General features: G+C 40.1%; 11 protein-coding genes. 6 read left to right on the top strand and 5 right to left on the bottom strand.

Features of this window, described 5'->3' with window-relative positions:
- The first annotated feature begins 262 nt into the window (after positions 1-262).
- The 5 genes from nagA (at position 263) to JN11_RS18085 (ending at position 6,303) form a co-directional block, all read left to right on the top strand.
- The gene (gene nagA / locus JN11_RS18105; protein WP_144914809.1) at positions 263-1,384 is read left to right on the top strand and encodes an N-acetylglucosamine-6-phosphate deacetylase; all 1,122 of its coding nucleotides are present in this window, start codon (positions 263-265) and stop codon (positions 1,382-1,384) included.
- A gap of 139 nt (positions 1,385-1,523) precedes the next feature.
- Positions 1,524-2,228: a UMP kinase gene (gene pyrH / locus JN11_RS18100; RefSeq protein ID WP_144914808.1), complete on the top strand. Its 705-nt coding sequence runs from the start codon at positions 1,524-1,526 to the stop codon at positions 2,226-2,228.
- Positions 2,229-2,586: 358 nt separating this feature from the next.
- Positions 2,587-3,099 carry a lipocalin family protein gene (locus JN11_RS18095; protein WP_144914806.1) on the top strand — a complete coding sequence of 171 codons (513 nt, stop codon included), beginning with the start codon at positions 2,587-2,589 and terminating at the stop codon, positions 3,097-3,099.
- Between the two features lie 152 nt (positions 3,100-3,251).
- Positions 3,252-3,815, top strand: coding sequence for a ribosome recycling factor (gene frr / locus JN11_RS18090; RefSeq protein WP_144914805.1), 564 nt, complete (start codon positions 3,252-3,254; stop codon positions 3,813-3,815).
- Positions 3,816-4,548: 733 nt separating this feature from the next.
- Entirely contained in the window at positions 4,549-6,303 is a 1,755-nt protein-coding gene (locus JN11_RS18085; protein ID WP_144914803.1) for an ABC transporter ATP-binding protein, read from the top strand.
- Positions 6,304-6,308: 5 nt separating this feature from the next.
- Here the strand turns inward: JN11_RS18085 and JN11_RS18080 are convergent, their stop codons facing one another.
- From JN11_RS18080 to JN11_RS18065, 4 genes are read right to left on the bottom strand one after another with little or no spacing between them, the layout of a single operon-like run.
- Complete coding sequence (locus JN11_RS18080) at positions 6,309-6,962, bottom strand: response regulator transcription factor (RefSeq protein ID WP_144914802.1); 654 nt, start codon at positions 6,960-6,962, stop codon at positions 6,309-6,311.
- 43 nt (positions 6,963-7,005) lie between these two features.
- The gene (locus JN11_RS18075) at positions 7,006-7,764 is read right to left on the bottom strand and encodes a sensor histidine kinase (RefSeq protein ID WP_144914800.1); all 759 of its coding nucleotides are present in this window, start codon (positions 7,762-7,764) and stop codon (positions 7,006-7,008) included.
- A complete protein-coding gene (locus JN11_RS18070) occupies positions 7,764-8,384 on the bottom strand; it encodes a hypothetical protein (protein WP_144914798.1) in 621 nt (206 codons plus the stop codon). Before JN11_RS18070 ends, JN11_RS18075 begins: the two co-directional genes overlap by 1 nt.
- A 50-nt stretch (positions 8,385-8,434) precedes the next feature.
- Positions 8,435-8,914, bottom strand: a complete 480-nt coding sequence (locus tag JN11_RS18065; protein WP_144914796.1) for a hypothetical protein — start codon at positions 8,912-8,914, stop codon at positions 8,435-8,437.
- 353 nt (positions 8,915-9,267) lie between these two features.
- On the opposite strand from JN11_RS18065, the gene JN11_RS18060 reads away from it, so the two are divergent.
- Positions 9,268-11,826, top strand: coding sequence for a family 20 glycosylhydrolase (locus JN11_RS18060; RefSeq protein WP_246139050.1), 2,559 nt, complete (start codon positions 9,268-9,270; stop codon positions 11,824-11,826).
- 50 nt (positions 11,827-11,876) lie between these two features.
- On the opposite strand, the gene JN11_RS18055 is transcribed toward JN11_RS18060, so the two are convergent.
- Positions 11,877-13,961, bottom strand: coding sequence for a TonB-dependent receptor (locus JN11_RS18055; protein ID WP_144914795.1), 2,085 nt, complete (start codon positions 13,959-13,961; stop codon positions 11,877-11,879).
- Positions 13,962-14,023: the final 62 nt, after the last annotated feature.

The raw sequence follows: 14,023 nt of genomic DNA, 5'->3' as shown, positions 1-14,023 counted from the left end.
CCCCCGGTTTATACCGGGGGGGATTTTTTTTGCAATATTGTTTTTCCCAACCCTCTTTGCCGCTTGCGGCAGAGAGGGTGAACGAGCGAAGCAACGTTCGGGTGAGTCAACTCCGCGGGCGGCATTAACGTAAATGCATTAGTGGTGTCGACTCATCCCGACGACGCTACGCTGGTCGACCTTCTCTCCGCTTCGCGCAAAGAAGGCAAGCGTGCGACAGGCATTTTTTATTACAATCGGTTATTTAGTATACTTAGCTATTATGATCACAGCACTTCACAACCTGCAGTTAATTTCTGATGGACAAATTACCAGCGGAAAAGTTGTTTTAATTACCGGCGATACCATTATTGCGATCAGCGATGAAAGCGCTATTCCGGATGATGTAAAAAAGATTGATTTGAAAGGCGCCTACGTGGCTCCGGGATTAATTGATCTGCAGATTTATGGCAGCGGAGGCAAACTATTTGCCGGAACGCCCGAAGTGGATGCGCTGGAACGTATGGAAAACGATTTGCTGAGCCAGGGAACCATTGGCTTTTTTGCCACCATCGGCACCAATACCAACGCGATTGTTGAAGAAGGCATTGAATCGGCCAAAATTTACCGGGAACGCTGCAAAGGAAATTTCTGGGGATTACACCTGGAAGGTCCGTATCTGAATGCACTAAAAAAAGGCGCACATCCGGCTAATTTAATTAAAAAAGCTACCCTTGCCGAGGTTAAAGGCTGGGTTGAAAAAGGTGATGGAGTGATAAAAATGATCACCATAGCGCCGGAGCTGCAGGATCAGGAAGTGATTGATTATCTGCATGCTCAGGATATCATCATATCATCGGGCCATAGCAATGCCACCTATGCCGAGGGCAAGGCATTTTTAAATAAGCCAATCCCGGCGGTAACGCATTTATTTAATGCCATGCCGCAAATGCATCACCGTGAACCGGGATACATTCCTGCTATATTTGAAGAAAAACCTTACGTAAGTATTGTGAATGATGGCATCCACGTTGACTTTGCCATGGTACGTTTGGCCAAGCGCGAACTGGGCGATAAACTTTTTTTAATTACCGATGCGGTTACGGCTGCAACGGTTGGAACCTACCAGCACCAGTTTACCGGCGACCGCTACGTAATGCCTGATGGAACTTTATCAGGCTCGTGCCTTACCATGCTGAAAGCGGTAGAGAATTGCGTAAAGCAGGTAGGCATTGAACTGGCCGAAGCTATTAATATGGCCTCATTATACCCGGCACAGCTGGCTAAAATGACTAAAAAAGGTAAGGTGGCTGCAGGTTATGATGCTGATTTGATTGTATTTAGCGCTGATTTTGAAGTGCAGGGCACGGTGTTTAAAGGTGATTATTTAACAAAGGCGAGATAAAATTTTAACAGTAATTTTATTTCCATATTTTTGACAAACTTTCTCATTTGATGAAGCACGAATTATCATTCACCATAAAACGTACTGATAAACAATATTTTAAGCTTCATTTACCTCTATTTAATACAATTTACACTACATGAAATACAAAAGGATCCTACTAAAACTTAGTGGCGAATCGCTTATGGGCGATAAACAATATGGAATTGACAACAGCCAGGTACTGCAGTATGCCCAGGATATAAAGGGTGTATACGATGCCGGTGTGGAGATTGCCATTGTTGTTGGAGGAGGAAATATTTTTAGAGGATTAAGTGCCGAAAAATCGGGCATGGAACGTGCGCAGGCCGATTACATGGGAATGCTGGCTACCGTAATTAACTGTATGGCGCTACAAAATGCACTGGAAAGCATTGGGGTTGAAACCCGTTTGCAATCGGCCATTAAAATGGAGCAAATTTGCGAGCCTTACATTCGCCGCAGGGCTATGCACCATTTGGAAGTGGGCAAAATTGTAATTTTTGGCGCCGGTACCGGTAACCCTTATTTTACAACTGATACTGCCGCTTCATTACGTGCCATTGAAATAAAGGCCGATGTGGTATTGAAAGGAACCCGCGTCGATGGTATTTATACTGCTGACCCGGAGAAAGACCCATCAGCTACCCGTTATGATGAGATCTCTTTTCAGGAGGTTTATGACAAAGGACTAAATGTAATGGACATGACCGCTATTACCCTTTGCCAGGAAAATAAACTGCCTATTATTGTTTTTGATATGAACAAAGCAGGCAATTTTATGAAAATTGCCAATGGCGAACATGTTGGAACTTTGGTGAAGTAAGTCTACACTAGAAAGGCAATACTATTATTTAACAATAAATTTTCCCAACCCTCTTTTTTGCTTGCAAAAGAGAGGGCGGTCGAGCGAAGCAATGACCGGGTGAGTCGACTCTGCGGGCGATATTAACGTAAATGCACTCGCGGTGTTGACTCATCCCGACGTTCTCCGCCTAAAGGCGGATGGTCGACCATCTCTCCGCTTCGCGTAAAGAAGGTGTTAGCCGGAATCGACAATTACACTGAAATATTTAAGGGGTAAGCCATACATGGTTTGCTCCTTAATTTTTTTACGCTTTTTAGGAATGTTTTAAACCGTTTTACCCGATATTTACGTAGGTGTGACAATAAAGGGTGATGTCATGAAAGCTTTAAGCATTTTCTTTTTATGGGGCCTGTGTGCTTTTTGGGGTATAATACCTAACAAAACAGTTGATAAAGTTGATTTGAAACGGTTTGGTGGTACCTGGTATTCGCTGTCATCCATCCCCACCATGTTTGACAAGGGCAGTCGCGAAACCACCACCCATTATACCTGGGATAAGGGCGGTTATTACACCGTTGTGACTACCTGTAAAGAAGGTAAAATCCATTCGATAAAGTCAAAGATTTTTCCTGATAAGGATAACCCTGGTAATGGGCAAATGAAGGCGCAATTTATATGGCCTATAAAGATTGATTATTGGGTGATAGACCTGGCACCCGATTACTCGTGGGCGGTAGTTGGCCACCCGGATTACCGGTTTTTGTTTATCATGAGTCGCAAGCCTTTTATGGAGAAGAAAACCTATGATGAAATTGTTGCCCATTGTAAAGCGATGGGTTATCCGGTAGAGAAGCTGGTTTTGCAACAGTTCGCGAATGAGTTGCAGTAAAACGATGTCTGGGTGCAACATAGACTGAGATGTTCACGGTGTTCATTTTTGAACGCTTGCAGATCCTTTCTAATAACCTTGTTTTGAAGCGTTGGGATTTAGTTGATGTAAATTGAAGCTTTTTGTTATTTTTGTGCCAAATTCTGATAAAGATGAGCGAACTCATTAAAAAACAAGTTGCTGATGCTAAAATTTCAATGGATAAAGCCATTGAACATTGCGATAGTGAATTACAAAAAATTCGCGCCGGAAAAGCAAACCCTGCCATGCTGGATGATATTGTGGTTGAATATTACGGAACCCCAACTCCGCTAAGCCAGGTAGGTAGCGTTAATACGCCTGATGCGCGTACCATTGTGGTACAACCATGGGAAAAATCATTATTGCCGCTGATTGAAAAAGCTATAAAAGAGGCAAATCTGGGCATTAACCCTCAAAATGACGGGGTGATTATCCGCATCAACGTACCACCGCTAACTGAAGAGCGTCGTCGTGATTTAGTGAAAAAAGCGAAAGGTGAGGCTGAAACCGGAAAGATTGCTATCCGCAACATCCGCAAAGATGCGAATGAGAAAATCAGAAAGCTGAAAACAGAAGGTGTATCAGAAGATGAAATGAAAACCGGCGAAGGTGAAATCCAAAAACTTACCGATGCTTATATCATTAAAGTTGATGTGCTTTCAGAAGCTAAAGAAAAAGATATCATGACGGTTTAATAATCGTTTAAAAATTATATTTAAAAGCCTTCGGTGTTATTTCACTGAGGGCTTTTTCGTTTTGAATAGGCTTTGTCGTTTATACAAACATCGTCCCGCTCATGGCCGCGGGAGCCTAGTTACTTTTGTCGCCACAAAAGTAACCAAAAAGGCTTTCGGCAGAAAGGCTTCTTTGCCGCACGGGGCCTTTGCCCTGCAAATCGGACAAAACCACGGGCTGCAATCTTTTTTGCCGGGTTACCTTTTCCGATAGCAGGCCTTTTATGCAAAAAATTTGCTATGCCCTCGCCAGCACTTAAGCCCACCGTCGTTTTGTCCGATTTCGGCCGAAGCTGATCTGCTGAGAAAAAAGAGAAAAATGCATGTTAATTAATAAATGGAAAGCTTTGACATATACAATGCAAACGGGCGCGAAGGCCTGTCAGAAAAGCGGGCCAGGAGTATGGCCTGTGCGGGTGAAGCTTTTTTCTGACTTGATGTTATTCACTTATTATTTGTTTTTATTGGTGTTCATTATCTTGCTACGCTACGGTCTTGGTTACTTTTTCATCTAAGGAAAAAGTAACTAGGCCCTCCATGCGGCCATGAGCGGGACGGTGTCTGTATGAATCCTAAAACTCATTCTGTACCCCACAAAACATAAGCTAAAATACGTCAAATGTCAAATTAAAGGGAATGAGCTTTTTAGCCATTCCGTTTTTTTATTTTTGCAAACTATTGAATTTAAAAACTAATGAACATACTCCTATCATATCTTAAAAAACATCGTTGGGTTGTAATACTTGCGTTGCTCATGGCGGCCATTAATATTGGCTTTTCATTAATGGACCCATATATATCCGGACGTATATTTGATGGTTTTATAGAAAATCGGGATAAACTTGCAGAACACGAATACTTATTCGGAGTTTTAAAATGGGTTGGTTGCGCTGTTGGTGTTGCTATGGTATCACGTATAGCAAAAAACTTCCAGGATTACTTTACCAACATAGTAACCCAAAAAACAGGTGCCGAAATGTATGCCGACGGACTTAAGCATTCTTTAGAACTACCTTATCAGGTTTTTGAAGATCAGCGTAGCGGCGAAACACTAGGTATTTTACAAAAGGTGCGTCTTGATTCCGAAGCATTTATAACAGCATTTATAAGCATTTTATTTGTTAGTTTAATCGGAATGACATTTGTAATTGTTTATTCGCTTTCACTAAGCTATAAAGTAACTCTTGTATATGTTGGTGCTATCCCTGTTATCATGTTTGTGAGTCTGTCTTTAAGCCGCAGAATAAAAAAAATACAAAGAACGATATTGTCAGAGACCACTGCCTTAGCAGGTTCAACAACAGAATCTTTAAGAAATATTGAGCTGGTTAAAAGTTTGGGATTAGTTAAACAGGAAATAGAAAGATTAAACAACACCACTTATAAGATACTTGGCCTTGAGCTAAAAAAAGTAAAGTATGTACGCAGTATGAGTTTTGTACAAGGCACTACTGTAAACTTTGTACGAAGCACAATGGTTGTAGTATTACTGTTCCTTATATTTGAGAAAACTATATCGCCAGGACAGTATCTAAGCCTACTTTTTTATTCCTTCTTTTTATTTAACCCATTACAAGAATTGGGTAATGTTATGGTTTCGTGGCGTGAAGCTGAAGTATCAATGGAAAACTTCAAAAACATAATTACTACACCGATTGATCCAAAACCTGAAAAACCCGTATTGCTGGAAAAAGTACAAACCCTCACTTTTGATAACGTAAGCTTTAAGCATTTAACCGCTAACAGAAACGCGTTGAATAATATCAGCTTTGAAACCAACAGCGGCGAAACCATTGCATTTGTTGGTCCATCGGGTTCGGGCAAAACTACACTGGTAAAATTGCTGGTTGGCCTTTATCAGCCATTGGAGGGTGATATATTATACAACAACACGCTGAGCAAAGAAATTGACCTGGATCAGTTACGTGAGAAAATTGGTTTTGTAACCCAGGATACCCAACTGTTTTCGGGAACGATTAGAGAAAACCTGCAATTCGTTCGTCCGGGTGCAACGGATGAAGAGTGTATGGATGTTTTGCAACGTGCGGCCTGCCAAACGCTCATGTCGCGTGCAGACAAGGGCCTGGGCACCGTAATAGGTGAGGGTGGTGTAAAAGTATCAGGCGGAGAAAAACAACGCCTATCCATTGCGCGTGCGCTTTTACGCAGACCAGATATTTTAGTATTTGATGAAGCTACCTCGTCACTGGATTCTATTACAGAAGAAGAAATTACTGAGACCATTCGCAGTGTTTCGGAGCAGGATAATCATATCACCATACTGATAGCCCACCGCCTGTCGACCATTATGCATGCCGATAATATTTATGTGCTGGAAAAAGGCAATATTGTTGAATCGGGAAAACACTTTGATTTGTTAACGCAGAAAGGCTTGTACTACGCGATGTGGAGACAACAAATTGGCGAGAAGGTAACTGTGGACGCGTAAAAAAATCATACATTAATAATTCCGGTTTTTACAGCAAAAATAACCAAACCTACCAGGTTTTTAGAGCGGGTTTTTTCAAAAAGGCGTGCGCGGTAGCCTTCAACGGTGCGTACGCTTAAACAAATTTTATCGGCAATTTCCTGGTTGGAGTATTCCTGGCAAACTAGTTTTAATACCTCTATTTCGCGTTCATTAAAATCAACCAGCGAAATGGCGGATGTGCCATGCAGGTTGTTTCCTGCCAGTTGTTTAATGAGTGTTACGGAAAGATGCTCATTAAAGTAATAATCCTTTTCGTAAACGGTTGATATCGCTTCAATGATCTCTTCCGGTTCGGCATTTTTAAGTAAATAGCCCGATGCACCGGCTTTCATCATGTCAACAATATACTTGTCTTCGTTAAACATAGAAAGCGCCAGCACTTTAATGTTTTTATATTGCTGCTTTACAACTGCAGTGGTTTGAATGCCATCCATTTCGGGCATTTTAATATCCATCAAAATAACATCGGGAATTGTTGAAACCAGCATGCCTAAAAGCTGCCTGCCGTTTGATGCTTCTAATACCAGATCAAAATCAACGCAATCCTCCAATGTGGCCTTTAATCCATTCCTGAAGATCTTGTGGTCGTCAGCAATAGCTAATTTGATTTTTTTCATAGCAAGTAATTCAAAAAGGCAATAAATATAGATAAAACTCCGGTTAAGTCATCAAAACTCTAATTATAGTCATGGTGCCATTTTGCGGTTTTGTATAAATATTGATTTCGCCGTTAATCAATTGTACACGGCTTTGCAAATTCTTTAAGCCAAACCCATGTTTTACATGGTTGATATTAAATCCTTTACCATTGTCTTTAAATTCCATTACCAGGTACCCGCCATCATTGGTAAGAGTTAAATGAATAATAGTTGCCCCGGAATGTTTAATAGCATTACTAAACAATTCCTGGGCAATACGATAAAAAGCCAGCTCAATGCCCGGGGCGAAGCGAATGCTATCGACCCTTTTTTTAAGCTCTACTTTTACATTTGTAACCTGTTCAATTTTAACGCAAAGTCCTTCAAGTGCTTCCAGTAATCCGTAATCTGTGAGTACCGGCGGTAAAACGTTTTGAATAATGTTACGTATTTCAACAATACACTCATCGGCAAGCTTGCGGGTTTCGGCCAATAGGGGTTGGCTGCTTTCAGTAACACAATTTTTATCCAGCCGGTGAAGATTAAGTTTTATAGCTGATAAAACCTGACCAACACTGTCGTGCAAATCTTCGGCTAAACGCTTACGTTCGCTTTCCTGCGCGTCAAAAACGGCTTTTAATAAATCAGATTGCTTGTCATCATTCAGCTTGCGCAAGTCTGTCTGGTTCTTTATCATTTTCCGTTGATAGATGATTACGAAAAAGAATAAAAAAACAATGAGTATTACCATTACCAGCGTACCGGTAACTAATACTGGCATTAAGTCTTCTGAGGTTTGCAAAGCAGCGCAACTGAATATAAAACGTTAGCAATAATATTTGTTATATCATGTATTAGCCAAAGGTCGCCTCCATGATGGCTAACGATCCTTTCAAAAAGCATAAACAAGAATATATTTATTCCGAAATAAAACAGCACACCCGAATTAAACCAAAACATTGCCTGTTTTTCGATGTGGGTAAATTCGGTGCCATTTAAAAGCTGGTAAAAAAATAAAAGCGATAAAATATTGAAGACCACACTTAATGAAGTGTAGGATACAGTTGGGAAAGACATTAAATTGCTTCCATCCAATGCATTATATCCAATTGCAATAAGAGCTAATATACTTAAAATTACAGTTATCTTTTTTAATATTGGTATCTGATAGGAATTATAATAAATCCACCCAAAAAAGGCGACATAGATTACCATAAAAAGATGTATAAAAGGAGAGTTGTTTTTTACACCTAGTATGGGCGTAATAAACAATAAAAAGTCGAAAAAAGTAGATACAATAAAAAATATTGCAATAACTTTTAAAACCCTGTCCAAATATTTGTAATTGTAAAATGCCGCTATAACAGGCAAAAGGCCTGAAAATAGGGATAGATAATTCATTATATTGGCTAACGACATGTTATATTCTCTTTCTAAAATCTGTCAGATATTTATGGACAGTTTGCTGAACCCGGGCAAGGCGTGGCAACCTGGGCAACTATGCCATATTTCTTTTCTGGTGCAACAGGCGTAGCTTCTTTTAATTCAGTTCGTGCTAATGATTGGTGTTTATGCGCTTTACCCTCTTTGCTATGAGTAGGGATAATATCTTTACCTTCTTTGGTGGTTCCAACAATAATAACGTGTTTCTCGCCTTCAACGTTGCCTATCACTTTTGAAAAAAAGTTGCCTACAGATACCATTGAGCGTTTAAAACCAGATAGTGGTTTATCATGTGCATGATAAATGCGCAGGCCTACACAATCTTCCTGATCCAATATTTTTTGTAATATATCTTTTCCGAAAAAGTGAGATATCAGTTCTCCAGGGTGTTTATGTCTGTAATTCTGCGTCCAGGCCGCAGATAGGTCCATATCAAATTCTTCGCCTTCTTTACCGGTTAAATGTGCCGGGTTTGGTTTTGTTTCCATTGTCTCAAGTATTAGGTTCCAAAAAATAGTTTTGATAAAACTAACGTTAATTAACAAATAATTCAAAATACTATTCGGGCTAAAAGTAGTTATTCTGCACTTTTTAGATTTATAATATATTTATAATCAATTAATTATAAATATTAGTGCAGGTGTGCCCCCTTAAACTTTACGTAGTTTTACGCAATAAAATCAGTAGTACTACGGGGTAATAGGTATAGCTGTTTTGAACAGTTTAAAAAGATTTTGCTGTAAATAGATCTGAAAACTTTTTAAAATATTTTAAAAAGATATGAAATTTTCATAAAAAGTTTATATTTACTTTTCAATTATAACCTGATCCATTTAAAGCCATGCGTTATTACCTTATTGTTATTTTAATGGCAGTAGCTTTTGTAAAAGTTGCTGCAAAAACTATGGAAGAGCCTCAGTTTAATGCTCATGATCTGAGCATAGTTTGGGAGCCTGTTCAAAATGATTACAAAAACCATCAGCAATCATTAAACGCCATTACTATTACCAATAATGGTAAAAAGACTTTCCCTGCTTCAGGCTGGAAAATGTATTTTAACTCGGCCCGTTTAATTGTTCCGGCTACGGTAAGCGGCAATGCTAAAATTGATTTTGTAAATGGCGATCTTTTCAGTCTTACGCCAACCAGTACTTTTACCGAAATAAAACCCGGCCAGTCTGTACGTGTAGAGTTTATTGACGACGAGCCTGTGGTAAATATAACCGATGGACCCGAAGGTTTTTATGTAGTTTGGGATAATCAGCCCGACAAAGGATACAATACAGGAATGTTTACGCTGAAACCATTTAAACCTAATTACGCAGGTTTGGTAACCCCGGCTATTATTTATGATCAGAATAAAAATATTCAGGATGTTCCGGAAACCCAATTAACTAAAGTATTTCCTACCCCGGTGAGTTATAAAGAGACCGGCGGCGTTTTCAATTTAAATAAGGATGTAGCAGTTATTTTTTCGCCTGAAGACAAGTTTGCAAAAGAACTGGAGCTTTTAAAAAGCACTATTGAACCATTAATAGGCAGCAAATTTAAAACTGATCTTAAAGGCGGATCCGTCAAGATGATCAATATTTTATATGATGGCCGTCTTGATTCAGAAGCATACCGGCTTACGGTTAATCCGGGTAACATTACCATTCTGGCATCAACAGGTGCAGGCGCTTTTTATGGCATCCAATCTCTTAAAACTTTAATCCCTGCATCGGCATGGGCACATCCGCAAAAAGAAATTGAAATTACGTGTGTTGATGTTAAAGATGCTCCCCGCTTTCCATACCGTGCTTTTATGATTGATGTTGGCCGTAACTTTCAGCCTAAAAGCGAAATACTAAAAGTGCTTGATGTAATGGCACTGTACAAGTTGAATGTATTTCATATGCACTTAACTGATGATGAGGGCTGGCGCATAGAAATCCCATCATTACCAGAATTAACCGATGTTGGTGCCAAACGCGGCCATACTTTAGATGCTAAGCATAACCTGCCGCCTTCACATGGTTCGGGTGGCGAAATTGAAAACAAAACAGGAACCGGCTTTTATACCCGGGCCGATTTTATAGAGATATTAAAATATGCTGATAAACTGCACATACAGGTAGTGCCGGAAATTGAATCGCCGGGCCACGCTCGTTCTGCTATTAAAGCCATGAACGCGCGTTATAATCGTTTAATGGCCGAAGGGAAAAAAGAAGATGCAGAACGTTATTTGCTGTATGATCCGAACGATCAATCGCAATACAGCTCAAACCAGTATTGGACAGATAACATTATGGATGTTTCCCTTCCATCAACCTATAACTTTGTTGAAACGGTAATTAATGATGTGGTTGGCATGTATAAAGATGCTAACGTGCCATTAAAAACCATCAACTTTGGTGGCGACGAAGTGCCTGCACATGTTTGGGAAAAATCACCTGCTTACCTTGCCCTTAAAGCAACGCATCCCGAAATAAAAAATACCGGCGATCTTTGGTATTACTTCTACGGTCGTGTTAACCAACTGGTAAAAGCGAAAGGATTATATCTTTCAGGATGGGAAGAAATGACCTTGCGTAAAACAGCGTTAGACGGACAACCATTTTACGTTCCGAACCCTGATTTTATGCCCGAACATTTACAAGCCGAAGTTTGGAACAACTCCCTTGGCGATGGCAATGAAGATTTGGCTTACAAACTAGCCAATGCAGGTTATAAAACAGTGCTTACCTGTGTAACCAATCTTTACTTTGACATGGCTCACTATAAATCATTCGATGAGCCGGGATATTATTGGGGGGCTTTTGTAGATATTGATAAACCGTTTTCATTTATCCCTTTTGATTATTTTAAAAATTCAACAGTTGATAGAAACGGACTGCCTATTAACCGAAATATTTTTATTGGTAAGCAACGCCTTACTGATTATGGCAAAACCAATATTTATGGTTTGCAAAGTGCTGTTTGGGGCGAAAATATTAAAAGCACCCAGCGTTTAGAGTACATGCTGCTGCCACGCTTACTGGGTTTTGCTGAACGTGCATGGAGCCAGGACCCTGATTGGGCCACAGAAAAGAATACCGCTAAAAGCGACTCACTTTATCAAATTGCCTGGGTGAAATTTTTAAATGTTGTAGGTAAAAGAGAATTGCCGCGCTTAAGCTATTATGCTGACGGCTACAATTACCGTGTTCCAAAACCAGGTGTGGTATTGCAGGATGGCAAATATTTGGCTAATGAACAGTTTCCCGGTTTAACCATCCGTTATACTACCGATGGTAAAGATCCGGATGCAAAAAGTAAAATTTATAACGATGCTGTTACAATTACCTCAAACGGGGTTAAGTTCCGTGCATTTGATAATAAAGGCCGCGGCAGTAACGTTTCAGAACCAGTTACTCCTTAAATACCAAGCAATAGGGGCGTTATGAGGGCGCTCCTATTGCTTATCAAATTTTAAAATACCACATTAAATCCGATATAATAATTGCGTAAAGGTGCTGCGTTATAGTAGCGGTTGCCAACAGCATTTAAATCATCACCGAGGCTGTATTTTTCATTTAGCAGGTTATCGGCCCCGGCATAAATTTCAAAATTACTTTTAGCACTGATGTTATGTTGCCAGCCGGCTTTTGCCTGTAGCAAATTGTAATGCGGTGCAAAAGCGGTATTGTTATCATTCAAGGGGATGCGTGCGGTATAATTATGTTCAATAAACAGGTATAAGTTTTGCGGAAACTTAATTTGAAAACTGCTTACTATAACCTGCTCTGGCACGCCGGTAAGTTGGTTGCCTGCGTAACTTCCTGCAGCATCATGATAATCACTGCTGAAGGTAAACCTGTCCAGCGTTAACGATTCATTAAATTGCAAACCCCGAATAAAAGATGAACTGTTTTGCCTGATGAGCCAATCAGTAAAATATAATTCCAGTCCGGGTTGATTAGTGTTGCCTGCATTAATATAATATTCTGTTTCATCCGCATTAAAGCGCGGCACAATGGCATTTTTAAGATGATAATAAAAAACAGATGCATCTAAAAACATCGTTTCATCATCATTTCGCAAGCGGAAGCCGGTTTCATAGTTCCAGCCATCTTCGGGCGTTAAATTTGTATTGATTTGATGATCGGTTGGCCGAATTTCGGCTGTGGTAGGAGTGGAGTATCCACGGCTTACTGAGGCCCGCCATATAAAATCATTAGTAAGCTGGTAGGATAAGGCAATTCTCGGCATCAATTGCGGCGTAAAGCTACGGTTGGTATAAGTGCCCTCATCATTAGGATAAACATTTCTGAATTCATAATCATAAAAATTCAAGCTCAAAGCAGCTTCCACATGCAGTTTTTTATAAATATCGGCCACATATCGCGTAAAGAAAAAGTGTTGGTTGGTATTGATCTTATCCAATGTTTGGGCTGTGTCTCTTATGCCCGAATCATTGCCATAATTGTTAATATCCGAGTTGGTTTGTTGCCATTCGATCCCCAGGTTTACCTTTGATTTGTAGTTTACCTGCTTGCTTGCTATCCATTCAAAATAACTACGAAAGCCAAAAGTAGTTTCATAGCGGTTTTCATAATCGGTAATAAATGGATTGGTAAAATCAACATAAGTGCCAAAAATGGAAGTAACGTTTCGCAGCCTGTCGTTAAAATGATATTCATTAACGGCACCACCCATGGTCATTTTTTGATAGATACCGGCCTTTTGTTCAATTGCTCCCGGAATGGTTGGAGTAGCTGGCCTTGCGGCTTGCGGATCAGCCTCGTATTGGGCTAAAGTTAATCCTCCCGGTGTTTCGTAACTCAGATCTGAATAAAAGGCCAGTACCCTGAATTCTTCTTTCGGATTAAATGTCCATCGGTTTATGGCTTGCAAGTAATTACGCTGCATGTAACTGTTTTGCCGGTAGCCACCATAACTTTCATAAGCCTGGTTTAAGTTCAGCGTATAAATGCCCGAGTGCTCCTGTAGCGCGGTGTTTTCATGAATCAACCCGTAAGAACCACTGTTTAGTCCGGCTGAAATATAATTGCTATCAGCCTTATGGGTAACCGGACTTATCAAAACTACTCCGCCCGAGTTGGCACCAAACAAACTGCCATCCGGCCCTTTCAATACCTCCATATTGTGGATACTATTAAAATCGATGGCGTTTAAATAGGTATTGCCGCCTGCATCAGTAAGGGGAATATCATCGTAATAAATTTTTACATCCCGTATCCCGAAGGGAGACCGTAGTAAACTTCCCCTTATGGATAGGCGGTAACTACCCGGTGAACGTTCTTCGGCTCGTACCCCCGGTACACTGTTTAACGAAGAAACGAATGAGCTGCTGGGCTGTAAATCCAACTGTTTTTGATTAATTACACTCACGGAGGCAGGTACACTTAAAACAGGCTGATTTGAAAGATAGGCTTTTACCATTACGGTATCCAGCACTTTCACACTGTCTTTTTTAGGCGTAAGCGTATTTTGGGCTTTAAGTCCGATTAGAAAACCAAATAGAAGAAACAGAGATAAGTATATTTTTACCATAGACCAGATCACAAAATCAGTTTAAAATTAGTTCTTTAATTTGAAAATGATCTTGAAGAATA

Origin of the sequence: Mucilaginibacter frigoritolerans (genome assembly GCF_007830615.1) — a bacterium.
Taxonomy (GTDB): Bacteria; Bacteroidota; Bacteroidia; order Sphingobacteriales; family Sphingobacteriaceae; genus Mucilaginibacter; species Mucilaginibacter frigoritolerans.
The sequence above is the reverse complement of the archived record's forward strand: the minus strand, read 5'-3'. Positions and strand labels throughout refer to the sequence as shown.

What these genes read in the sequence shown, in the direction of transcription:
- nagA (WP_144914809.1), top strand. Translation starts at nt 263, where the DNA reads ATGATCACAGCACTTCACAACCTGCAGTTAATTTCTGATGGACAAATT.
- pyrH (WP_144914808.1), top strand. Translation starts at nt 1,524, where the DNA reads ATGAAATACAAAAGGATCCTACTAAAACTTAGTGGCGAATCGCTTATG.
- JN11_RS18095 (WP_144914806.1), top strand. Translation starts at nt 2,587, where the DNA reads ATGAAAGCTTTAAGCATTTTCTTTTTATGGGGCCTGTGTGCTTTTTGG.
- frr (WP_144914805.1), top strand. Translation starts at nt 3,252, where the DNA reads ATGAGCGAACTCATTAAAAAACAAGTTGCTGATGCTAAAATTTCAATG.
- JN11_RS18085 (WP_144914803.1), top strand. Translation starts at nt 4,549, where the DNA reads ATGAACATACTCCTATCATATCTTAAAAAACATCGTTGGGTTGTAATA.
- JN11_RS18080 (WP_144914802.1), bottom strand. Translation starts at nt 6,962, where the DNA reads ATGAAAAAAATCAAATTAGCTATTGCTGACGACCACAAGATCTTCAGG.
- JN11_RS18075 (WP_144914800.1), bottom strand. Translation starts at nt 7,764, where the DNA reads ATGCCAGTATTAGTTACCGGTACGCTGGTAATGGTAATACTCATTGTT.
- JN11_RS18070 (WP_144914798.1), bottom strand. Translation starts at nt 8,384, where the DNA reads ATGAATTATCTATCCCTATTTTCAGGCCTTTTGCCTGTTATAGCGGCA.
- JN11_RS18065 (WP_144914796.1), bottom strand. Translation starts at nt 8,914, where the DNA reads ATGGAAACAAAACCAAACCCGGCACATTTAACCGGTAAAGAAGGCGAA.
- JN11_RS18060 (WP_246139050.1), top strand. Translation starts at nt 9,268, where the DNA reads ATGCGTTATTACCTTATTGTTATTTTAATGGCAGTAGCTTTTGTAAAA.
- JN11_RS18055 (WP_144914795.1), bottom strand. Translation starts at nt 13,961, where the DNA reads ATGGTAAAAATATACTTATCTCTGTTTCTTCTATTTGGTTTTCTAATC.